General features: G+C 34.8%; 27 protein-coding genes and 2 pseudogenes. 6 read left to right on the top strand and 23 right to left on the bottom strand.

Annotated features, from left to right (window positions below; genetic code table 11):
- Positions 1-66: 66 nt before the first annotated feature.
- Positions 67-1,471 (top strand): annotated as a pseudogene (locus tag NDM98_RS24610) (ApeA N-terminal domain 1-containing protein).
- 150 nt (positions 1,472-1,621) lie between these two features.
- Positions 1,622-3,397, top strand: coding sequence for a hypothetical protein (locus NDM98_RS08310; RefSeq protein ID WP_251606239.1), 1,776 nt, complete (start codon positions 1,622-1,624; stop codon positions 3,395-3,397).
- A 42-nt stretch (positions 3,398-3,439) separates the two neighbouring features.
- Here NDM98_RS08310 and NDM98_RS08315 read toward each other — a convergent pair whose 3' ends face one another.
- From NDM98_RS08315 to NDM98_RS08420, 23 genes and pseudogenes are all read right to left on the bottom strand, one after another.
- Positions 3,440-4,411: a hypothetical protein gene (locus NDM98_RS08315; RefSeq protein WP_251606243.1), complete on the bottom strand. Its 972-nt coding sequence runs from the start codon at positions 4,409-4,411 to the stop codon at positions 3,440-3,442.
- A gap of 225 nt (positions 4,412-4,636) precedes the next feature.
- Entirely contained in the window at positions 4,637-5,344 is a 708-nt protein-coding gene (locus tag NDM98_RS08320; RefSeq protein WP_251606246.1) for a P-loop NTPase fold protein, read from the bottom strand.
- A 332-nt stretch (positions 5,345-5,676) separates the two neighbouring features.
- Positions 5,677-6,036, bottom strand: coding sequence for a cystatin-like fold lipoprotein (locus NDM98_RS08325; protein ID WP_251606249.1), 360 nt, complete (start codon positions 6,034-6,036; stop codon positions 5,677-5,679).
- A gap of 72 nt (positions 6,037-6,108) precedes the next feature.
- Positions 6,109-6,612 carry a YddI family membrane protein gene (locus tag NDM98_RS08330; RefSeq protein ID WP_251606252.1) on the bottom strand — a complete coding sequence of 168 codons (504 nt, stop codon included), beginning with the start codon at positions 6,610-6,612 and terminating at the stop codon, positions 6,109-6,111.
- Between the two features lie 12 nt (positions 6,613-6,624).
- Entirely contained in the window at positions 6,625-7,653 is a 1,029-nt protein-coding gene (locus tag NDM98_RS08335; protein ID WP_251606255.1) for a lysozyme family protein, read from the bottom strand.
- A 42-nt stretch (positions 7,654-7,695) separates the two neighbouring features.
- The gene (locus NDM98_RS08340) at positions 7,696-10,095 is read right to left on the bottom strand and encodes a CD3337/EF1877 family mobilome membrane protein (RefSeq protein ID WP_251606258.1); all 2,400 of its coding nucleotides are present in this window, start codon (positions 10,093-10,095) and stop codon (positions 7,696-7,698) included.
- Between the two features lie 15 nt (positions 10,096-10,110).
- Positions 10,111-10,437, bottom strand: a complete 327-nt coding sequence (locus tag NDM98_RS08345) for an STIV orfB116 family protein (protein WP_203089027.1) — start codon at positions 10,435-10,437, stop codon at positions 10,111-10,113.
- 20 nt (positions 10,438-10,457) lie between these two features.
- The gene (locus NDM98_RS08350) at positions 10,458-12,956 is read right to left on the bottom strand and encodes an ATP-binding protein (RefSeq protein ID WP_506324396.1); all 2,499 of its coding nucleotides are present in this window, start codon (positions 12,954-12,956) and stop codon (positions 10,458-10,460) included.
- A complete protein-coding gene (locus NDM98_RS08355) occupies positions 12,841-13,209 on the bottom strand; it encodes a TcpE family conjugal transfer membrane protein (RefSeq protein WP_308807737.1) in 369 nt (122 codons plus the stop codon). The genes NDM98_RS08350 and NDM98_RS08355 overlap by 116 nt, the downstream gene beginning before the upstream one ends.
- Positions 13,210-13,229: 20 nt before the next feature.
- Positions 13,230-13,361 (bottom strand): hypothetical protein, encoded by a 132-nt coding sequence (locus NDM98_RS23445; protein WP_285803902.1) that lies wholly within the window; start codon positions 13,359-13,361, stop codon positions 13,230-13,232.
- 14 nt (positions 13,362-13,375) lie between these two features.
- A complete protein-coding gene (locus NDM98_RS08360) occupies positions 13,376-13,639 on the bottom strand; it encodes a hypothetical protein (protein WP_251606264.1) in 264 nt (87 codons plus the stop codon).
- A gap of 18 nt (positions 13,640-13,657) precedes the next feature.
- On the bottom strand, positions 13,658-14,701 hold the full coding sequence (locus NDM98_RS08365; protein WP_251606267.1) for a conjugal transfer protein: 1,044 nt from the start codon (positions 14,699-14,701) through the stop codon (positions 13,658-13,660).
- Positions 14,702-14,705: 4 nt separating this feature from the next.
- Complete coding sequence (locus tag NDM98_RS08370; RefSeq protein ID WP_251606270.1) at positions 14,706-15,008, bottom strand: hypothetical protein; 303 nt, start codon at positions 15,006-15,008, stop codon at positions 14,706-14,708.
- An 11-nt stretch (positions 15,009-15,019) separates the two neighbouring features.
- On the bottom strand, positions 15,020-15,313 hold the full coding sequence (locus NDM98_RS08375; RefSeq protein WP_251606273.1) for a hypothetical protein: 294 nt from the start codon (positions 15,311-15,313) through the stop codon (positions 15,020-15,022).
- Between the two features lie 21 nt (positions 15,314-15,334).
- On the bottom strand, positions 15,335-15,607 hold the full coding sequence (locus NDM98_RS08380; RefSeq protein WP_251606276.1) for a hypothetical protein: 273 nt from the start codon (positions 15,605-15,607) through the stop codon (positions 15,335-15,337).
- Positions 15,604-15,798 (bottom strand): hypothetical protein, encoded by a 195-nt coding sequence (locus tag NDM98_RS08385; protein ID WP_251606279.1) that lies wholly within the window; start codon positions 15,796-15,798, stop codon positions 15,604-15,606. The genes NDM98_RS08380 and NDM98_RS08385 overlap by 4 nt, the downstream gene beginning before the upstream one ends.
- Before the next feature lie 129 nt (positions 15,799-15,927).
- Positions 15,928-16,722 carry a phosphotransferase gene (locus NDM98_RS08390; protein ID WP_251606282.1) on the bottom strand — a complete coding sequence of 265 codons (795 nt, stop codon included), beginning with the start codon at positions 16,720-16,722 and terminating at the stop codon, positions 15,928-15,930.
- A gap of 365 nt (positions 16,723-17,087) precedes the next feature.
- A pseudogene (locus tag NDM98_RS08395) lies at positions 17,088-18,109 on the bottom strand (replication initiation factor domain-containing protein).
- Positions 18,110-18,149: 40 nt separating this feature from the next.
- The gene (locus tag NDM98_RS08400; protein WP_251606286.1) at positions 18,150-19,604 is read right to left on the bottom strand and encodes an FtsK/SpoIIIE domain-containing protein; all 1,455 of its coding nucleotides are present in this window, start codon (positions 19,602-19,604) and stop codon (positions 18,150-18,152) included.
- Between the two features lie 156 nt (positions 19,605-19,760).
- Positions 19,761-19,973 (bottom strand): hypothetical protein, encoded by a 213-nt coding sequence (locus NDM98_RS08405; protein WP_251606289.1) that lies wholly within the window; start codon positions 19,971-19,973, stop codon positions 19,761-19,763.
- 164 nt (positions 19,974-20,137) lie between these two features.
- Positions 20,138-20,551 (bottom strand): DUF961 family protein, encoded by a 414-nt coding sequence (locus NDM98_RS08410; protein WP_251606292.1) that lies wholly within the window; start codon positions 20,549-20,551, stop codon positions 20,138-20,140.
- 384 nt (positions 20,552-20,935) lie between these two features.
- Positions 20,936-21,181 carry a hypothetical protein gene (locus tag NDM98_RS08415; RefSeq protein WP_251606295.1) on the bottom strand — a complete coding sequence of 82 codons (246 nt, stop codon included), beginning with the start codon at positions 21,179-21,181 and terminating at the stop codon, positions 20,936-20,938.
- 12 nt (positions 21,182-21,193) lie between these two features.
- Complete coding sequence (locus NDM98_RS08420; protein ID WP_251606298.1) at positions 21,194-21,460, bottom strand: DUF771 domain-containing protein; 267 nt, start codon at positions 21,458-21,460, stop codon at positions 21,194-21,196.
- 165 nt (positions 21,461-21,625) lie between these two features.
- Here NDM98_RS08420 and NDM98_RS08425 point away from each other — a divergent pair, with 165 nt between their 5' ends.
- The 4 genes from NDM98_RS08425 to NDM98_RS08440 all read left to right on the top strand — a co-directional run bounded on the left by NDM98_RS08425 (position 21,626) and on the right by NDM98_RS08440 (position 23,631).
- Positions 21,626-21,949, top strand: coding sequence for a helix-turn-helix domain-containing protein (locus NDM98_RS08425; protein WP_251606303.1), 324 nt, complete (start codon positions 21,626-21,628; stop codon positions 21,947-21,949).
- A gap of 4 nt (positions 21,950-21,953) precedes the next feature.
- Positions 21,954-22,406, top strand: coding sequence for an ImmA/IrrE family metallo-endopeptidase (locus tag NDM98_RS08430; protein WP_251606306.1), 453 nt, complete (start codon positions 21,954-21,956; stop codon positions 22,404-22,406).
- A gap of 66 nt (positions 22,407-22,472) precedes the next feature.
- Positions 22,473-22,964 carry an N-terminal phage integrase SAM-like domain-containing protein gene (locus NDM98_RS08435; RefSeq protein WP_251606308.1) on the top strand — a complete coding sequence of 164 codons (492 nt, stop codon included), beginning with the start codon at positions 22,473-22,475 and terminating at the stop codon, positions 22,962-22,964.
- Between the two features lie 70 nt (positions 22,965-23,034).
- Positions 23,035-23,631 carry a site-specific integrase gene (locus NDM98_RS08440; RefSeq protein ID WP_251606311.1) on the top strand — a complete coding sequence of 199 codons (597 nt, stop codon included), beginning with the start codon at positions 23,035-23,037 and terminating at the stop codon, positions 23,629-23,631.
- Positions 23,632-23,664 lie beyond the last annotated feature (33 nt).

Below are 23,664 nucleotides of genomic sequence, written 5' to 3' on the forward strand. Positions count from 1 at the left end.
GCGATGGCAACCATTCTACATAAAGGAGTTTCTGAAATGAGTAAAAAGAAAGCTAAAGATTTCTTGATGAATGAAGAATTTGAAGTAAAAGGATATTGGTCTTTTATTAATTCTGATTATAATGTACCAGGTAGTTTAATTTATTCAAAAGATGGTATTAAGCTTGAACTACTAGGAAATTTACACGACCATTCAATAGAACTGCTTGTAACAGAATCTAAAATAATAGATATAATTATTGGTACTTCCTTAGAAGGAGAAAAGTTTACCTTACTTAATTCCTTCACAATCAACAAAAAATTAAATTTTCCGGGATATGCAACAGAAATCTATAATGTTAGCTCTATACTCGTTGGAGAACATTTTACATCGTTAGAATCAATCACATTTTACTCAGCAAGATTTCACCCTACTTATTTAACAAAATGGATTGGCAGAGCCCCTTTTAAAGAAAATTATGAGCATGATATAAATTCTAATGCATTAAAAAATGCAGAGCTAGTGTTTACCGCTCCAAAAACCTTTAGATTTAATATACATTCTATTGATTCAGAGCTATCTGAAGAATTTAACTTAAATACTTCGGCAAGCATATTTGAGCATATGGGATGGAATTTTAAAAGTTATTTAAAATTAAAATTACTAAACCCTCAAGATTAGATTGGTTTCTAGATAAAATAAATGAAATTAAAGATCTTTTAAGTTTATTTATTGGATCACCTATCTTTTATGATTCACTGACTCTCTATCTTGATCCAGAAGAAAAAAATAAGGTTTTATATTTCCGACCACAAAGAAACTATAAATTCGATTCGAAAAAAGAGCATTTTAATTTTATCTTTACCTTTAACGATATTAGTAATTCTTTCGAAAAAATAATTAATAATTGGTTCGAGCAAAAAGAAGTACTAAATGTAGTTAACACATTATATTTCAGTGATTTTTATAAGGAGATCTATCTTGAGACAAGCTTAATTAATGCAATTCAAACATTAGAAATTTATCACCGAAAAAAATATAAAGGAGTACATTTTGAACCCTCAGAATATAAAGAACACTCTGAGGCAGTTTTAGAATTTATTAATACTAACATCCCTATAGAACTTCGTGATAGATTATCTGGAGGAATTAAGTTTGGAAATGAATACTCCTTAGTAAAAGGTTACGAGAAATCTTTAATGATTTCGAGGATGATACAAAAAAAATTATTTTTGAGAGTAGTTATAAAAGAGGAAAGTTTATACAACAGATAGTGGATACTCGTAACTATCTAACTCATTACGATTCGGTAGATAAGAATAATATAATTACAGGAAACGAGAACATGTATTACGCAATGCAAAGATTAAGAATCATTTCAACTTTAATCTTATTTAAGGAATTATCTTTAAATGAAAGCTTAATAGTTAGGAAAATCAAAGACAACCAAAAATTAAATTATATACTAACTAAAGCTAGAGAATTATTATAGATAGTCGGTTAAATAAAATTAAAAACCATATAAAAAAGAGATCCTGGGTAGGCTACTGCTCTAACACCAAAATCTCTTCTCTATTTTCTTATTTAGTATAAAATCATTATAACTAATTTTTTTTAAAAATACAACTGTAGGAGCTAATATATGCTTGCAAAATTGAATAACTCTATATTAAAGAATATTCATGGTTTTACTACCGACTCACAATGTCTATTTTATCAAAAGTTGAATGAATTATTGTTTCATAAAACTAATTATTCATATCAGTATAAGCTCAGGAATATTCACTCTATCTTAAATGAGATATTAGAAGTAATACCTGCAATTAGAGATACTGAAATTTCTTCAAGCAATTTAAATGATCTTATTAATGAAGCTAAAACTTATTTACAGAATGATTACATAATTAGAACGTATTATTCGGATGTTCAGAAAACGTTAGTTAGGTGTCTTAAAGAAAAACCAAATAATAAGAATGAACTACTAGCACTTGAATATAGAATTAAGACTACATTAGAATTGATCACTCCTTTATACTTTAATTTAGTTATTGATAGCTTAGAAATCAGTATAAATGAGCAGAATTCACGTCAAATAGAAATATTAAATGAATTGCTCGTGACTCAATTGATTAATAAAGGATGGTCTACAAGAGGTTTAAAAACTATATCGAATTATGTTTTCGAAAAAAAATTACAATATAATTTCGAAAGAAAATGGAGAGCATTTAAAAGAATTATTACTGAAGAAAAAACCTTATTTCATTGTTATATTGAATTTCCTCATGAAGATTATAGTGATGAACTTGACAGTAAAACAAACATACAATTCATGACAGGATTTGATATTTTAAGTACTTTTCCTAATATAAATCAAGATAACATTAAAAAAAATGGGTTGTTTATAGAAGAAAAAATCGAAGCTTTTAAATTTGATTTACCTTCTGTGAGTCTAATTTGTGCTCAAAGCTTTGCTAAAAAACAAGCTATATTATCTTTTCATCATATGCATATCAACTTTCCTGAACACTTATATATAGTCTCACCTAACGAAAAGAGGTTAAATGTAGTTAGAGTGTTTAAAGAAACCAGTAAAAAAACGACTGACAATGAAATTGATTTTGATTACTCTTACAATATTATTCGTAATGAACTAGTTAGTAATAATGATAAAGAACGATTCACAAATTTTTTCTCTCAATATCATATATCAATTAATTCAAATTCAATTGAAAGCGAGTACTCTAGTTTATGGAGTGCTTTAGAATCACTCTTAGTAACTGGACACCATAATAATAAGATTGATCATATTAAAAGTATCATACCTTCATTATTAGCTAATAAATATGTATATAGTATCTTAAAAAATTTTTTAATAGATTGTTACAGGGTAGGAGTAATTCCCATTTTTAATAATCAATATATTAATATTCATAAGCCATCTGAAGAAGATATACGAAAACTTTTTAGAATGTTTCAAAGTCAAAATGAACTTCAAAATTTTAAAGACTCTTTAAAAGATTATACTTTACTAGACCAAAGATTAGAGGAAATTTCAAATATATTATTAAATAGTGAGAGCTTAAAAAAACAATTAGAAAAACACTTTTCTAAGATCTCCACACATGTTCAAAGGTTATATAGAGTAAGAAATCATCTAGTTCATAATTCACACGTAGAAAAAGATATATCGTTGCTTTTGAATCATTTACATTTTTATACTAGATTAACTGCATTAGAGTTGATTGTAAACTCTCAAACTTCAGATGAAAAAAGTATCGGCCAATCACTATTAAAAATAGAAGATTCATATCAAGCCACAATTGAAGTGTTAAATGATAATATACGTTCTTCTCCTAAAAGAGGCGAAATTGCAAATTTTTCTGAGAATTTAATTTTTGATAGTCTTTTATCACCATAAATAAAAAGTCTCCAAGAATTAACTTGGGGACTTTTTATGTTGCTACCTTTCTTTTTTTACCTTAATGACACTAATATAATCCTTAAAGCTTTTAATGATGTCGTGTATTAAAGAATTACTCAACGCCATGCTTTTATTTCTACCGTCATAATATTTTTCAAGTTTTATTATTAAATTAGTAAGAGTTTTTTCTTCCTCCTTATCAGAAACAAGCCTACCATAATAAGGACAGTTACTAATTAATTTAATTAAGTTCATTTTATCTTTATTCTCTAAAGAAGTTATCTTTTCATACAATACATCTGATGAAATGAATTTAAAAAATGGTTGACTTAGTAAACCTCTATACTCTTCCTGATAAATTTTATTGAAGAAAGTATCACTTTGGGTAGGTAATAAATTAAAGAGAGCAATTGCTTCATCTTCAATCTTTTCATTCTTTAAATCTTCATTATATTCCTTAACCTTAATACTCATTCTGTTTAAAGCATCTTCGAAACTTGGATCTTCAATATCAAATGGAGGAATAAAATTTCTAGGTTTTGAAATCTTTTTAGCTTTTTTTAATCCAATATAAAAATCCTCCTCAATCTCTAAAATAGTGTTCTTGATAAGCCCTTTTTTGTGGTAATATAAAAAATATTTTAAACCATTAGTGTAATCAAATATCTCTAAGTTACCATTCTTAAATTCATTATAAGAAGACTTACTTATATGCTCAAACTGGCTATCAGTAAATTCCCAGTATCCATAATTAAATAATCTGTAGGTAGAAGAAACATAATCTTGTTTCTTATGTTTAAGGATTCCATTAATTTCTTTTTTAAAAATTTCTGTATCTAAATAACCTTTTTCAATAAGTATCCTTACCGAATAAAAAAAACTTATATCTCTATTACTTTTTCCATATTTCGCATTAATTACTTCATTGATAAATTCGTTAATCATTGGCTTTTTTTTATTGTCTCTTTGGGATAAGCCCAAGCGATAAGAAATGTGACTTGAAGTCCTCATTACTACTTATATTTTTAAATGCTTTTTCTGTCTTATTGTTGATTTTAAATTCTATCGAATAAAATAACATAAACCTCAAAATATTATCTAATAGATCGTTATAATCATGAAATTCATTATGATATTCCTTAATTATAAAATGAAAAATCTTCTGAAAATCTTCTAACGAATACTTCAGTATTCTAAAGTTATAAGACTCACTTTCTTTAAATGTATCAAGAATTATTACTTTTTTATCTTCAGGAACTGTTTGTATTCACCATCAAAAATTTCAATATTACTTTGTACTATATTTTGTACATTAGGTCTAAATTGTAGTGTCCTACCAATTATCTTTTCTTTATAATCCTTATAAGATATCTCTTCTTCATCATTTTCATTTTCATTTTTATAAAACTTTTCTTCATTTGTTAAAAAGATTATTTTTACATTATCATGTTCTACGAACTTATTAAGATAAGCAAAAATATCGTAAGATTTTATTTTTGATCTTTCTAGATCATCAAAACAAATTACAACATTATTGAGATTCTGAAAATGAGGTAACTTACTCATTTGTTCTAAAAAATCAACACCTGAATACTTATCAATTACCTTATTACCAATACTGAATAACATTTTTGTTAGTTCAAGTGGATGATTAATTTTTTTACCATCTTTGTTGTCTTTTGATAAGTATTGTTGCAAAAAATACTCATAGTAGATATTTCTTTCAAGCTGTTCAATTTTTTCTATACCGTTTAATGTAATATACAACACTGTATAGATATCAGACTCCTTAACAGAACCTTCAATAGTTAAATCTTTAATCTTATTTGTAACTTTATTTTTCCAGAAGTATGTTTTGCCACTTCCCCACTCTCCAGTTATCATTAAAGCATATGTAACATTTTTAGATCGTACATAATCAATTACATTATTAAGTATTTCCATTGTATAAACCCCGTTTCTTTTTAAATCACTGAATTTCTCTAAAAATATGTTATTTGAAAAATGTTTTCTTAACTAAAGAAGTGACCGTTACAAAAAAAGGACTAGTGTTCCTAGCCCTATATTACTCTACTTACGAACTTCATAAAACTTAAGCTGTCTTAATACATAGAAAGATATAATTAACCCAAAGAAAATAATACCTAATTCAATATATCCTTGAATATTAGTTACCTCTAAAATCAGTAACAAAATCATTACAATAACAATGCCTAATATAATCTTCATCAAAATACCTACCTTCAGATACTATTTGATATATAGACTTCCTTGCCCTATAATTCTTCTCCTAATTGTTCTTGATATTCAGGTGTCTTTCCTATCATTGCTTGCCCTTCAAATTGTTCCAACTTGTTCCAAGTTTCACCCGCTCGTTCATAATAGTATTTATTCCCTTCTCTCATATCGTTCTCAGGATCGTAAAAAGATAGAAAGATATACTTACCATTATCATGCACAACAATATTTCCATTTTCTCTTATCTCATGCTCATAGGTACTGGAAAACGTTCCGTTTCTAGTATCATGATGAAATTCGATAACATCATCAATAGCTTGGTCATATTCCCCATTACCGCACGCAATCAATAGTATGGTTAATGGAATCAACCACAAAGTAAAGACTACTTTCTTCATGTGTATTCCTCCTTTTTACCATATATTTTCCTATTATCTTTCATCTTACCGACCATTGACTGTTTTTTCAAGTTAGTATTGAGTAAACGAAAACTCATTCACTATCCAATCCCCTTCTTGTTGAATCATATTTAATTTCATAATCGTTTGCGCTCGACTATCTACATCATTAAACGAAATCCGATTCGTAAATAAGACAAGTAACTCCTGACGGTCATCTAATGATTGACCGAAATAAATGGATAAATCTTCGACGTTAGATGAAACATGTAAATCTTTATTTCCTTCGATCCCTTCATGATTATTAAACTGTAATTGGCTTAACACTTTTTGTGTCACATAGGTTTCCACATTTTCTTTTACAGGTTGATCCTCATAATCAAAATAACCTTCAATAAATACCTGGGCAGATATTTTCGCTTCTTCATGATAGGATGGCACGACGATTTCTTGATCTTCGGCATGACTTTCTTCTATTAATACCTGATTTTCATTTTTCAAGTGGCTATTCTGAATTAACAAATAGACCACCAATACGCCTGCCAGTATACACCCTGCAATGAGTTGCTTCTTCATCTTTTGTACCTCCTATAATCCAAGCGTTTCTCTTGGATCTTTTTTCGCATGATGCGGTTGTCCTAATTCGGTCATATGTTCTAAATGAAGATGATTCCCTGTACTTGATCCTGTTGTCCCACACTTTCCAACCGAATCCCCTTGATTTACCGATTGACCATTTCGTACACCAATCGATGTTAAGTGAGCGTACCGACTAAACTCATTGTCACCATGCTTCACCGTCACATAATTTCCGTATCCAATATTACTATGAATCGCTTCAACGACCTTGCCATCTTTCACACTTAAGATATCGTCAGATGGTGTACACCCAAAATCTAACCCACCATGAAAAGAATTGACCTCCCCTGTGATCGGGTGTGTACGTGGACCAAATTCACTCGTTATGCGTATCTCTTTTAAAGGCAGCGTCCATTCAGAATTTCCTCCCCCTGCATAATCAGGTTCATTCGTATCTAAATATCTGTACACATTATCAATGTAATTGGGATCGCCATAGACATTCCACCCTAGGCGTTGTTTCATATGATCGGAAAATTGCTGTGCTAAGGGTTGACTATACTCTCCGTTATTATGTTTGTTCGCATAATCAATAAAGCCGTGCCCCATGTTGTAACTTTGTAACGCTAGTTTTGTATCACCGCCCGCTGATTCTAAAACAGTTGAAAAATAGTAAACCCCTTGCTGAATCGATTCTTCGGGATCAGTGATCGTATTAACAGGCAACCCTAGACTTTCTGAACTCTGCATAACGTCCGCTAGTCTTCCTCCACTTTCCTGCATGGTCATTGCCATCAAAATTTCGGTATGATCCTCTATACCATTTTCCTTGGCGTACTTTTCAAAAAACGGACGGTAACGCTCAATCTCTGGACTAACACCATTGAATCGATACTCACCATCATAGGAAAAGTCTTCGTTATTCATTTCTTCATTTAAATTTGAATCATTCTCCCCTGTAATGGTCATCATGATTCCTAAAAATAATAACCCCATCCCGACAACAGGTATCAGAAACAGGCAACCTAGTTTTTTCATGTCACTTCTCCTTTCCTATAAAAAAAGACATCCTAAGATGTCCTATCCTCTCCGACTATGGCGGTCTTCGTCTTTTTCAATAGCGTTTAAATGTTGTTGAGTACGATCTTGGCTTTTTCTTGCTTCACTCTTTGATGGTTCATTCGTTCGTTTTTCATGTGTTGAAGTTGTTTTTGATGATGTATCTTTTTTGACTGTCTGTGATGGTTGCTTAGTTTTATCCTGCTTCGGTTGAAGTCTTCTTTTTTGCTCGGTTATCTTTTGTTGATTGGTAGAATCAAAGTTTGTCGATCTAGCTTGTGAAGGGTTAGAAAACGTTTGAACCGAAGGTTTAGATTCTCTATCTCTTTCCTTTGGCTGTAACGATTCTTCCACATGCTTTGTACGTGTTCCCTGCGATTTTACTTCTCTTTGAGTAGGTGCTTTTTTCTCATGTTCCTTCGGCTTCAATGCATCTTGATGAATCGTGGTTTGTCTCGTTCTGTCTTGCTTCCTTTCTGTTAATGGTTGTTTATGAGACGAATCTCCTTTTTGTACAGTACGCAACACCTTATGATCTTCTAAGTTCGTAACGGTGTTTGCTTTTCGCCCTTGTTGTTCCTGTGACTGTAACCCTTTTTGATCTTTCTTCGACTGTTGTTTACTTCGTGCTGTATGTGGTGTTTGTAGGTTCTGCTTTGTGGCTCGGCGATCGATCTTCTCTTTTTCTGACATAGGATTTAAAGCGTGTTGTTGATCTTGCCCTTGTTTCGATTTTCGTTTTTCCTTCTGTTCTTTCTTTCGCTCGGCTCTTGTTTGCTTCGCTTGTTGTGGTGTACGTTCGTTGTTCGTTTTTACAAATGCTGTACTTCCTGATGTTGGGGTTTCCTGATGATCTTTCGTCTGTGCGGTACGATCCTCTTTCGCCACGCCTTTTTTCCCTGTGGCGGTTGGCTGTTCCCTTGTAGAAGTTGGTGCATTCACACTCGATGAAGGTGACGACGCTTCTTGTCCTGCCTGCTTAGAGGAAGCTAATCGCAAACCTGCCATCTTCGATTGCAACGGTTGTAATGCAGGGTTGACCACATCACGTTGGACATTTTTCACCATGTTATTATCAACCGATTGAACCTTACCTGCCGTGATAAAATTAACAAGCGAATCACGTTTCTTAATCATTAAGAAAAAGAGAATGATCATAGAAAACAGATTCACTAAATACATCGCAAAGCCATTCGGTGGTAAAAGCGTATCCAAAATGAAACATAGAAGATAGACGAAAAGCACCAAAATACCAAGCAACGCTTTAATTAAAAATACACTTAAGAGTTTTCCAATCGCTTTAAACCCAGAATTAGCGAAGGTAGGAATGTAAGCCATAATAAACGCAAATGGCAACGCAAACGTTAACGCTAAGGCAAGAATCTCTAAGATAAGATTTAAAAAGGGTAAAAGGAAGAATGGAACACCTATACCAATCGCACCAACTAAAACAAGTATCGATACACCTAATTGTGAAAATACATTTCCTGATCCTAAGTTATCATTGTTTAACTCACTAATTTCGCCATCAACATATACATCTCGATCTTTCATTCCATCACTGGTTAACTCAAAAGCTAACAATCGATCCACTCGATTATATTGCCCTTCGCCCGGAAGTTTGGATGGTTCAGCGTCATGGTTGTTCACTGAATTCTCGCTTGTCGTGCCATAATTCGCAATGAGATAGGGTTTCTTTACCGCTAAATCAAAATAGATATTTCGCATGACCGATACTGTCCCATTAAGCCGATCCTCTTCATCAATATTTTCTGTGTCTGCATATACGCCATCACCATCAGCTATATTAATTAACCCATTCCCTGCTTCTAAGAGATACCCTTGCGCTTCAACCGATACCGCATTCATGCTTTTCAGAAGATACCCTGCATTCATCATCCAGTATCCACCAACAACTAAGACGAGAAGCAACAAAAGAAATCGTCTAACCGCTTCTTTGATAGTTCCACGTACGATACATAAATAAATCATGTATCCAATGGCGATGATGAAGAATAACTCTCCAAAATATTTTTGCAACGTGTCATAAACCGTAGAGGTTACGCCCGTTAATAGATCAGCAAATTTTTCAATCGGTTCAAGCGAATACATAATTTCCATCGATTTATCAACAGCTTGAACCACGAAAGTACCAATCGTGAAACTAAGGTTCGCAAATCCTACAAATGCACCTCGAAGGGTATGGCTACGATCTTCATTATTCGCAAAATATCGATTTAAGGGGAAACGTTTAATGTCTAACTCGACTCCCCCTTTTTCTTCGATATTCACATCGGACATATTTTCTGACCCTTGCGGTGGTTCTTCTTCATCTTCCGCATACGTTATACTAATCGTTGCAAATAGTAAAAAAAGGGGAAGTAGTATCGCCACCCCTAAAAGTAGTAGTTTTCGTTTCACGTTTCCCCCTCCTTTCTAATCGATTCGTGTTAAGAGATAAAAGTCATATTTCACGTGGTGTAATTCCTCTTTACTCAATCGCTGATATTCTTGATAACGGTCATACAACTTAAAACAAATCGCTCGTTGAAACCGATTCTGTTTGAAGCGAATTCGATTTACGGGAACGGGAAAGCCCAGTAATTCTTCAAGCACCCTCGATGAAGCTTCATGCCCCACATAGCTTTCATAATCCGTTTCATGTTCAAACATAATCTTCCTCGCTTCAAGCAGCGTGATCTTTTCCGCTTTATAATAGCCTTGATTGGTCACAACCATTGAATTTAAAATTGCCAACTTCATCTGCTTGATCCACCTCATTTCTATAGATATTTTTCCTCAGCAACGGCTACTTTGGATTTTTCGACCGTCTCTAATGCGCCCTGCCATTCTTCAAACAGACATTCAATGCTGATTTTCGCTGTGCGTCCGTAGTAATCTTTAAATAGGCATTGACCTTGAAACATGTTATCCATCATCTCCACGTTTTCCTCACTCGGCTCCATGTTCATCCATTTCAATACGTCTTCACGTTCATTCGGTTCATCAAAAGCGAATGCAACACCGAAATTACCTGATTCTTCCTCACTCAATGCGTCTTTTGTTGTTTGAGTAATCAATACAAGCGCATTTTCATAACTTCGTCCTACTCGTCTCATTTGCTTCTCGACTTTTTTTCCTTGCTTACTTGATGTAAAGACCCATGCTTCATCAATAAATTCAATCGTTCGTTCACTTTTATCCATGCCGAATAACTCACAAAACTTACCAAGCGCAAACATCACGGCACTCGATTTTAATTGTGAGTTGGTGTAGCTTTCGATAGGATCGGTTGCGTCAGGTAAATCCAAGTGTTCAACCTCGATGATGTTAATACGATCTGTCAGCGACAAAGCTTCATTTGATCCATCATGAACACATAATTTTAGAATGCTATCAGCCACGACCTCATGAAGAAAATCTCCTGCTTTCTTCACGACAGATTCTTCATGTTCTCTCATGAGTTCAATAATCTGCATTGAACCGACTTCTTCGCCTTGTTGTTTCTGTTCAATGACTTTGGCTATCGCTTGTAGAAACGCAGTATAAATATCGTCTTTCCCTTTAAAGTCATAGACTTGGGAGAAAATGACCTGTACCATTTCTTTGGCTTGCATAGGGGGAAGGAAGACAATCGGATCAAGCGACCCCCAATTCTCTTCATTCTCTGAATCCAATGTGGTGAAGTGAAACCGTTCAAGGTGTTCCGCAAATAGAGGATAGTCTTTTTGAACTTGCGGATTTTTCATTACCTTATTGATCCATTTTCTCAACTCTTTTTTCGGATCAATGTAGAGAGAGCGGACATTCAACATACTCACATATAAGAATAAAAGTTTCGCTAGAAACGATTTCCCTGTTCCCGTGTCACCTGTGATGAGTACATGTGGCGATCGGGTTTTTGATCCTCTTAATTGTTGATTGGCTAGAAACATATGATAGAGGACAGGAAAACGGCTTGAATGAATGGCACTTGATAAGTCCGTATGTTTGGCGAATGGATCAATCCATCCGATGAAGAAGCCAACTTTTGAACCGATGTCAGCTGTGACACCAAATAAGCCTTCGGCTAATCCATCTTGTGTCGTCTTCTGTATCCAATTTCGGCTCGTTGCGTCCAGTCGCTCCCCTGGTAGAAATTTATAGAATAACGGTAGTTGATCCGCTACAGGTAATCGGCACGTAATTCCTGCTGACTTCATGTGACGGATCACTAATTTTGCTCGGTTCTTACATTCTTTTTTACTCTCCCCTGTAACGACAATCACAGATAACCAGTTCATCATGTTCACATCATCATTCTTAATTTCATCCCTTAAATGCTTGACTAGATATGCACTGGTACTGACGGATGAATCCGTTTCTTCTCCCACCTGATTCTGTTCATTACTCGTTTCTTTTAGTTGTTGATTCTTCATGTTTAAATCCATCTTCGTTTTTGATTTACCTTCGGCTTGAATTTTCATTTGCACTTCTACGGGAAACGGTAGGGTTTGCGCTTCATAAAACAATTCACTTTCAGCCATGTTATGTCGAAATTCGTCAACAACCACAAAGGACGCATAAGCTTCATCAAATTCACCATTCAGTTTTAAAACACCCGTAGAGGTTGGATCAATCAATGCGTCCGTAATGGCATTCACACTTGTTTTGTCCATTTCTTCATCGACCTGATGGTCGATCCCTCGAATAAAGTTATACCGATTCACATAGATTAATTCTTGTTCTGACAGTCTCACGCCCCCTACCATCATCATCACGTTTGCCATGGTTTCTTCAGCTTCTTTGAATTGGTTAAAAAATGATTCGGATACGTCCTGTTCCCACCCTAATAAATTAATGATGGTGTCTGTCGCTGTTGAAAACATAGACATCATATTTTCTTTCAAATCAGCATCCACGTTGACCAAATCAGACCGTAATCGAACTCCGATGATGAAGTCATTTTTCGTGACATTACCTAATCGCTGATTCAACATGCGTTGGGTTTCTTCGGTGTAATACATTGCCATTTCTTTTGAATCCTCCGCTAGATCATCATTCAGATCATCAAATTTTTCTTCTAGTTGATAATCTTGTGGGTACATTATCAAGTGGATATCTTTATACTCCGTCACTTCTTCAAAGTACGCTTTCCAGTTCTTTTTATAGCGGTTAACGACTTTCTTATTTTGCATGGGAATGGATTGACTCTTGACTCGATAATACCCCCACACGTCGCCCGTTTTCGTCAATAGTAAGTTCTTCCGTAGCGTCTTCATCGGTGTTTTTAACATACTCATACTTCGATTGCACCACCTTTACACAGGGTTTAAATGTTTGCGGTTCGTCCATCCATTGAACCTCATGATCTTGGCAGAACCGTTTCTTCGGTAACTTAATTTGCAGGTAGTATCGTGCGACATCTAAAAAGTAGAGATAAAGATTTTTCCCTTCGGGTTTAATTTTGGTCACTAAAACCGTTAAACCGATAGGGATACCAATTAAGAAGATTAGAAAGCTTTTCCCAAACGCATGGGGGAATCCCATACGAATGAGTAAGCCTAATCCTAAGACTAAAAAGAAGAATAAAAAAAGTTGATTACATGAATCAACTGAAAGGCAACAGGTAAGCTATATTCTTTTGTTAACTGTTGAACCTGTTTCGGTTCTCTCATGGCTTTTCGGTAATTAAATACGTACCGCATACGATTCACACTCCTTAGAATGTATCAATGAAGGCTTGCACCCATGCACTTACTCTTGACCAATTTTGAACCACAAAGGTAACAACACCACCAAGAATCATGGTCATGACAATTCCACCAAATTTAAAGCGAGCAAAGTGTTTCGCTACCATAAAGAAAACAAGTAAACTAATCAGTTGAAGAATAACAGTCAATCCCCAATTCTCAACCACATTCAATGTCGGTAAATCATCTGGTACACTGGAGTTCGCTAATACAACTAGTTCCGTTAATTTCATTTCAACCACTCCTATGTTTTATTGGTATTGCATAGCTTCAATAAAGAAATTCCCTTCATGACGTTGGAGATCTAATTCCATGTTCACCACATGTGGAATATTCGTTTCGACACCTCTAAACAACACCGTCACGAACACTTGATAGCCTTCTTCTTGTTGGACAATATAGGTATCTGTGAGTTCATCTAATTCAAACGCTCCATTCAAACTTGTTGGCTCTTTCATCATGTATGCTAATTCCTCTTTCGGCTCGGACGCATACCGAGTAAAAAAGGTATTTAAGAACGTATGGATCGGCTCAAGTTCCTTCCCCGTATAGGCTTCGGCTCTTTCTTCTTCTTCCTGTTCAATTAATCCTTTCACCGTTGGTACTTCGGAGAAGTACGGCACACCTGATACTGCAAATTGGTTTTCTTGCGATTGAACAGGAATGCTTAATAGTAAGGTTTGATCGGTTTCCTCTGTTTCTGTCACCATTTCGGTTTCAGGCTCTCTGTCTTCCTCGTCTTCATCGTCATTATCTTCTTGTTCGATTTCCACTTCTTTTTCATGGTGAATGCGATTTGTGAACGTAACCTTGTACTGAAATAACTTTTCATTTTCTTTTTTGTCTTGTACATCAAAAAGCGAATAACTTTTTAACACTCGATCTCCTTGAATACTCGACAATTGATAGAACTCATTTCGTTCATCTTGAAAATCATTCGAATGAACCATGTATTCTCTAAGATTCTGTTTACGTTCTTCGATCGCTTCATTTGTATTCGTTACGTTGATGTAGGTTGGAATGAAACCCGATAGAAATTGTTCAGCTAACGGCTGCGACATGGTTTCCTCTACTTCTACATTCTCTTGATTTAACATCGCATTCGTTGTATTCAGTCCTGACCGAGTATTCACGGATAACATAACGGTTAGGATTGAAAAGATGACAATCGTTGCAAGCATTGACCATACAACTAAAGCTGTTCGCTTCGAATGGTCTTTTTTCATAGGACTTTTTCGCTTTTTAGGTACTTTAATTTGTTTCGTTCGGTTCTTAAATCGATCTAAGATTTTCATACAATCACCTACTTTCCGTTTCATTAGGCATTTTGTTAATGTACATCAAAAAAGATGTTACCTTTTGTAACACCTTCTTAGGTGAAGCGTCTTTTAAATACACTTTTTCTTGCTTACGATCCCCATTCGGTAGGTACGACATTTTATAGAAGGTATACCGATACGTGGCATACCCTCTTTTTCGTTCACCCTCAACAACTAACATAGTCAATTTGCTCAATTCTTTCACATAGACCACTGATCCTTTACCGACTGTGAAACCTAACGCTGAAAAGTGTTCATCCATGGTTTTGTATTTTGTGAGCATAAAAAATACCACTATCCTTTATCTGTAGTGGTTATGTCTTGAAACAGTATATATTTTAGTCCTTCTGATTCTTCCTGATACTGTTCGTCTTCATCCTCATGAACAATGAAGTGTGCAGTAATGTTTTTCAACACGTTATCCACAACCATTTTCACATCAACGACAAACTGTTCATAGACACCTTGTGCGATATATTGAACGTGTTCTTTCATCCTCTCTATTAATTGTTCTGCAACTTCTAGCATCCCTTGACTGTCCAGTTGATCCTCTAAATTTGAACGGTTTAATAAAATAACATTATTCATACTGCAATCATCCTTTCCGATTTAGTTTCTTGGAAAATGTTCGACTAAATAGTTTTGAAAGTACAATTCAATTACGCCTTCCTCTCTCAATTCGAGTACGGTGAAATAGAAATCATAACTCCCTTCTGTCCCTCGACTGTATTCATCCAAATGAACGTGTAATAACTCTCCTAATTCAGTGTGGCGTGTACATTCAGCCAACTGATCGAAGATTAGTTCCCATTGGCGTTGGATATTCTTCCTGATCAATAATTCATTCAATACAGATTCATTGACCACTTCAATGAACATCATACATTCATCCTCTTAATTCGTATTAGATTGGATGTGCAGATACTTGAAACAATAAAGATCATGATAAGACTGATGATACCCCTACCAATTGCCTGTTCTTTAATCGAGGCATACATAACAGTAAACGCTATAATAGTAGTGATTATCAAGAAACCTAAGAGTAAAAGGGAAGCAAAAATAGATCTTATCAACGATATAACCTCCTTAATTTAGGAAGACAAAATATAAATTTGAAAGAAAAGAGTTATAACTTCAAAAAGAAAAGGACTGCTAAGGCAGTCCTCATAATAAATTCTGATTTATCGGTCAGTCATATAGTCTCACAAAATAAATTCTTTCCCATGATTACGTAAGAATTCGACATCTTCCCTGTAATGTTCAAGGTGCCCTTCTTTTATCATTTTCTGAAAAGCAATATTACCGTGATTTGCTTTTTCAACAATATAGCGACATAACCCTTCAATTCTAAGAATGACCATTTCAAATAATCCTTTCTCAACTCCTTTGAGCCCATAAGCTTCAAAAAAGATATTAATTCTTTCTTTTTTTCTCGGTGCATCGACCGACTGATCATAATAAACATGATTGCCTTCCTCATTATAAGTAATTCTACTTAAAGGGACACACGTATATAGAGTATATGCGATATCCCACAACCTTGGACCAGGCGCAGCTACATCGAAATCTATAATACCTACAGGTCTTTCATCTTTAAATATAATATTGTACAACGCAAAGTCATTATGGCAAATAACCTCTTTCAAATCAGGTGTATTTATCATCGGTTCCCAATCGCTTAACAAATCAAAGTCACAAACCGAATCATGATATAATCGGAGCATATTTGCAATTTCTTTTAAGATTAGGTTAGACCGCATATAATCTTTAACTGGATCATTTCCTGCTTCTCCTTCAATATAGCTTAATACCTCTCTACCATTCTCATCAACACCCATAAATTTTGGAGAATAAATAAAATCCTTATCTTCTAAATGGAGTAAAAGCTTATGAATTTTACTGCTATCATGATTTTGATTTCGACGTACTGTATTACCAGAACGGTAAACACTTGATACGTTTCCACCTACTAATAATTCATCCTGTTCACTTGTCATATGAATTTCCTCCTAGAAGTTCGCTTATTAAAAATCAAACACAAGAAATAATTAATTTGGAGCTCTCAACTAAAAAAGTTCTACATCTTTCTCTGAAAATCCTCTCTAGAAAAGACAGCAAAAGAATCCAAGATATACCTTGGACGCTGTCCAAACCTGCAAGCTAATTTAGCTTGACCAAAGGTTACTATCATCCCCCATCCCCCAATCTTGGGGGCGACCCTAGCCGGTAGGCGAACAAAAAAAGTGTTTTTTTGTTAGGCCAAGAGGGTGTACTTCCGATACTCTATCAACTCCTTAAATTCCTTTCACTCTGTTTCAGTCAGCCATTTACCGTTGACAGATACAATATACGGAGCCTTGGCTTAGGCATGTACCATATCTTTGACTTCCCCCAACCACACATCAAGCATTTTTTCTTGTTTCTTGGTCATTTCAGCATTAGTGACCATATCCGATAGCTGATTTGTACCTAACACTTGATCCGCTTCAAGAACCATCTTCATCGATGGCGCACATGAATTACCTAACCAACGCTTGGTCTTTTCATAGAATTCTTCTTCGGGATTCATCAACAGACTTAAGCGACCAAAGTCGCCTATGAAGTCTTGCCAAAATTGGCTCGTTTCCCATTTAGAACGTGGTTTCTCTTTGTCTTTATCCGCAAACCGAATATAGTTATTCACAACCTGCATAGCGATATCTAAAAATTGATTGGTTTTCATTAAAGAGAGAATGGCTTTTTGCGCCCGTTCGTTCTTCATTCGTAATTCATACCGATTCCAGTCGTCCATGTCCTCAATCGGTATGTCGTATTTTTCAGCCTGTTCATAATTCTTCTCGTAGAAACAAAGGTACGTTTCTGACTTTTTCGAGCCGAAATATAAAGTTGTTCCTCCGTTTGATCCATCCTTTATACTGACCGACCCATTAAAATCAGACTTCCTAAACCTTGATATAGCTTCGCCATTCTGAACCTTTTCAAGCAAATAAGGAACCGTGAAATAGGTCTTCCGATCATCGATCGCAATATCAACTCGACTAAACTTGCCATTCAAGTTCAAGCAATCTTGAAAGAAATCGAACCATGTTTTGTTCCGAGCCTTTAAAAACGTTTCAAATTGCCTGCACCCTTTCCCTGACATTTCTACCAATATCCCTCGGCTATCACCTGGCTTCGAATAGAAGACTTTGATTTGATCGAGTTGAAACGTACCAACGTAACCATAAAAGCCTGAATCTAATTCCTGCATATATGCTTTCTTTAGATGAACCACCTTTTCAAGAATCAATTCCACATCGTGTGTTTTGAACGATACCCTGACGTAATCCATCATAGCGGTTAATTCATGTTCCACTCCGTTCACCTCTGTTTCTTGTTTTTAATTACTACCCCCCTGTTAGCTAGGGGGGGTTGTTACAGTAGGTCACTCGCTGCGCTCATTCCCTACGCTTGTTTCCGAGGCTGTCGCTACGTTGCCACTGGCGACTGCCGTCGCCGACGCGCCAACCTCTACAACTGACGCTTTCTCAATCTCTTTCATAAAATCATATCCTTTCGGGACAAATGGGCTGTAAAATTCCATAATGGTTGATGTCCCACTATCGGCATAGCCACGCCCTTTTACATTCTTATTGATGAACGTTTTGTCTGTATCGCCAAACATCATGCCATAGCCTGTTTCGGACATTCTTCCAAGCGTGACACGAAAGTTAAACTGGTCACGTATCCCATCCGCTAGATACTTAGCGTCAGGTCTTTGTGCTCCAAGCACTAAAAAATAACCCATCTGCCGACCTAGCATGACGAGTTGTTTCATGTATCCCATAGCTTCACTACGCTCTTTCATTTCAAGTAAATCCATAAACGCCACATATTCATCAAAGAAGATAAACACAGGTGGCAATCCTAAATAGGCATAGTTCTCACCTGTTCGATAATTCGGCATGTTCTTCATGTCTTCGGATCGTTTCATCATACCCTCAACTGATTTTCTTAGTGTCATAAGAATACCTGACGATTTAGAAAAGACCGTCCCTTTAGGGAGTACCGCTTCTAAATCCGCTAAGTCCGCATTCTTTGGATCAAGGATCTTAATTTCTGCATTCGACTTTAGAACGGATTGAATAATGGTTAAGATAAAATACGTTTTACCTCCACCAGTTCCCCCTGCTATTAACATATGAGGAAGTTTATCAAACGACCAATAGACCCCATCCATGAGCTTCATTGACCCATTTTGAACAGTTACTTCTTGGATTGGGATACGCTTTTTGCTAGCGTCATATAACAGCTTAAACACGACAAAGTTTTCTTCTACTTCTCGATCTACGAGATCACAAAAAAGACCATTCTCTAAGTCTTTTCCGACATTTAGAAAACGATCTTGAAATCTACTCATATCCATAGACAGTCTGACGTAGATATGACCTTTCTTTTTCTTATAGTAAGCTCTAGGAAAGTAGGTGATTTTATTTGTTGTCACCTTTTTATCCGACCACTGAGATTCACCTTGAACCCTTTCCTCTTCTACAAACCGATTGGAATAAAACATTCGTGTAATCTTTTGCCTATGCCAAATGCTTTTATACGTATCATGTAATGAGAAATACGCTATCCCAACAGCAAGTAAACCTGTAAAGATCGATAAGCCTATGCCTTTCAAAATGAGTGACCAATTCCATTCTTTATATTGCAGAAACACTTGATACTCATAAATATCTGTCCAATTCGATACTGGAAAATGATCTTTAAAATAAAAGAACCCAATAACGAGGAACACTGGTATGAAAATGATCATTCCTGCGTTTCGTAATCCATTTTTCATATGAGGTAAAATTCTATGACCACGATATCTCCATAATCGATCTCTGAAAGTCATTAACTCTGTCCCCCTAATCTTGATTCCTAAATATGAATAAGTTTAAAAGTAAACGTTGATATAACCATAAATAATAAACCTATTCAAAAAAATAGCTCCTTTATAGGAGCATTCTGAAGTAATAACGTTAATATTCTGTGGGAGGTATAACTTCAGTTAACCTCTTGGCTTACTCTCACGATAGCAATACACATTAATTTCTAAGATTTCATCTTTATATTCAAATTCACGTGTACTCACTATATAACCCCAACCATTAACCAAAAACACGTCATCTTTTTCTGGAATAAAAATTTCCCGTTCAAATTCAACAATTTTTTTAATTTCATTTTTGCCATCATCAAGATTATAGATTAGTTTAGTTTTCATCTTATCACCTCAGTCTAATCTACGAGTAGTAAGAGAGGAAGTTTCAACAAACCGAACGACAGTACTCTCCCTCTCATATCTTTTTTGGTGACTCAGTTAAAAGATATAAATTATATCATTATAAAAGCGTACTAGATCTCTTAATCTAGCACGCTATAATTACCCTATTTCTTCTCTGCTCCTGCTCCCACCGGCTCTTTAGTATCGTGTTGTTTTTTTTCAAGGGTTGTTTTTTGTGATTGTCCTGCCGGTAAAATGTCCTCTGCTGTTAATGTATAAATAACATTAGCAAAGTTACCGTTTGCCTGTGCTCTCGCTGTAATACGAGGATGTACCAATTCAACCTCACTCATAAACTCAAATTCTTTCAAATCAATATAATCAGGGATCGTCACTTCAATTTGCCCTTTTTGAATACTTGAACCTAAGTTATAAATTCTCGCTTCTAGTATATCTGTTCTTTCTCCTCTTTCACCTTTAGTACGATCAAAATAAAACTTTTCTCTTTCAAGACCCATAAAAATTAATGTTCCGAATGTATCCTTAGAAATTGGCGCAATTCCACTTTTAAAATTCATTATAATTTCCTCTTTTCTTTAGATTAGTTTTTGTTTGCTCTCTTCGTCTATTTTCCGTTTTATTTATATAAAAAAAATTCGCTCAGGTTCTGATTCCATCATGGCGCTTATCAGTCGCTTTCCTTGCGACCTAGTAGGTCAGAGATATGACCATCAGCACGAATATTCGTCCCTGCTACAGCATTTCAACAAGTGTTAGCTGTGTCCACTTAATACTCACGGACGTGACATGTTTAACTTAGTACGCTATAATAAACTTTCCTAGGGTTTATTAGGGAGCGTATCTGACTTGTCAGGTGCGCTTTCTTTCTATATGTAGTTATCAATGTTCATACAATCCTTTCTTGTATCTTCAACTATCCTTTAAGTGGTCTAGCTTCACACTCAGTACATACCCTCAAATACCGATATTTGTTGTCTTCCAACTCTGTAATTCTTAGAAATCCTTCTATAAGAAACACCGTGTTCTAGAAGTTTCTGAATAACTCTTTTTGAAATTGGCTGTTTCATATAGTGGTCTACCTTCACACTATGTAAGGCCAATTTCATTCTAGCTTGCCAGTCACCCTCCATTTGTTTAGCGAGAGGTATTGCCTGCTTCATTAGAGATTGCATTTCTTGAAAAGTCATAAGTAACTCCTTTTATTTAGTTTCATCTCTTATCCACTTCAAAAGAAATTTTTTTGTTTCTTGAGCTGGAAACATCCATTTACCTCCGATCTTATATTTAGGAAAATCAGGGTGAAAGAAAAATTTCTCTTGTATGGTATTCCAACTTAAGCATGTTCTTCTTTTTAACTCTGCTGAATCCCAATAAACTAATTCAACATCTGCATATTTTATTTTCTCTTCTAATTTCTCTAAATAAAGCTCCCTAATCTCATGCTCATCAACTTGAATGTTCAACATGTTTAACACCTCACTTTGCTACGTTTTGTATCAACCTGTTTACAATGATAAGATACATATCGTATCATGTCAATACATATCAAGAAACTTTTTGTAGCAAATATTTATATTGATACGTTCTGTATTGTAAAATGGTAATAATGATACAGAATGGTGGTTAGTATAATGGAGTTTGGCGACAGAATAGCTCATTTACGAAGAGGCAAAAATTTAACACAAGCGGAATTAGCTGATTCTATTGGTATTACTAGAGCTTCATTGTCTCATTATGAGAAAAATCGACGTGAGCCTGATTATGCTACTTTAAAAGTCATAGCTAATTTCTTCGGTGTTACTGTAGATTATTTATTAGGAACTATTGAAAATGAGGAAGTAGATACTATTGCTGCTCACCATGATAGTGATGAATGGTCAGAAGATGAGTTAAAAGAAATTGAAAAATTCAAGGAGTTTGTACGTATTAAACGCTTAGATAAAAACAAGGAGTGATTAAATGTACGAAAAACTACTAAGGGAGACTGAACATCATGAAATAGACACCTACGAGAAACCTATGTCAGAAAAAATAAAAGGACTATATTCTGATAAAGTTGTGCTCATTAATCAGAATATAGATTCAAATGTTGAAAAAACTTGCATACTTGCTGAGGAGCTTGGTCATTATCATACTTCTTCGGGTAACATATTAGATCAGAAAAAATTAATTAATCGCAAACAGGAGAAAAAAGCTAGGAATTGGGCATATAAAAGGTTAGTTCCAATTTCGAAAATCATAAAAGCTTATAATAGCGGGATTAAAAACAACTACGAGCTTGCATCATTCTTAGGTGTAACAGAAGAATTTTTAGTAGAAGCATTAATAAGGTATAAAGAAAAATATGGTTTAACATATGAGACCGAACAATTTATCATTTCATTTGAGCCTCTCATAATTAAACAGAAGTGATGAAAATAACCTTTTTATTTTTCTATAAAAACCGAACATACATTCTTATAAAAGGAGAGGATTTATATGGCAACCTTTAGAAAGCTTAAAAGCGGTCGTTGGCAAGCGCGGGTATCAAAAGAAGGTAAGGAATTCTCAATTGGAACGTTTAAGCAAAAAAAAGAAGCTGAGATCGAAGCGGGACGTGTTGAAGAGAGGATTTTTTATGGACATACTATAAAGGACAAAAATATTCTATTTGAAGAATTAGCTTTAGATTGGCTTAATAATCATAAGAAAACAGAGTTAGAAAGCTCAACATATGAACAATACGAGATGGCAATTCGTTTGCATATATTACCCGAGTTTGGAAGAAGAAAAGCCATGCTTATTAAGAGAACAGATATCAAGAAATGGGTAAATCAATATTCTGAGATTAAAAAACCAAATGGTGATCTTAAATATTCTTATGGCACTAGAATAAGATATCTTTCTGTCTTAAAAAGTATATTTCATTATGCCGTTCACGAAATTGAATTATTAGAAAAAAGCCCAAGCCATCAAATTATCTCCTCCTAAAGTTGCTAGGATATCAACTAAGCAGATAAAATATTTTAGTTTAAATGAGTTAAACCAGTTACTTGATTACATGGATGGTTACAAGACACAACGTTTTAACGAGTACAATTACTATCGAATGTTAATGTATTTTTTAAGTCAAACTGGTTTAAGGATAAGCGAAGCATTAGCTCTTAGATGGTCAGATATCTATGACGGAAAAGTAACTGTGGAGAGACAAACAAGCAGAGGAAATAATAATCAAATTGTCTTAAAGACGCTAAAAAGTACATCTAGTTATCGAACTATCGGCTTGAATCCTGACCTCGTATTAGAATTAAGCCAGTTTAAATCATTACAAGAGAAATTAAGCTCTATATACGACACTTTTAAAATAAACAGTGATGAAATAATTTTTCAAAACTCTATGGGTAACTATTTAACTCCATCTGTGGTTAGAGAAGTCATTAAAGGTCACTGCAAACGTGCAGGTGTTTCGTATAAAGGTACTCATGGATTTAGACACACACATGCTGTATTACTCTTAGAAGCAGGTGCAAGCTTATTATATGTATCGAAAAGACTAGGACATAAATCCACAGACATTACCTCTAGTACTTACTTAGATGTCACTAAAAAAATAGAAGAAGACGAACTAGAAAAGTTCGCCTCCTACACTAAAAGGTAATCTGAATCGGCATAAAATCGGCACGTTTCAAAA

Origin of the sequence: Alkalicoccobacillus plakortidis, assembly GCF_023703085.1 — a bacterium.
GTDB lineage: Bacteria > Bacillota > Bacilli > Bacillales > Bacillaceae_D > Alkalicoccobacillus > Alkalicoccobacillus plakortidis.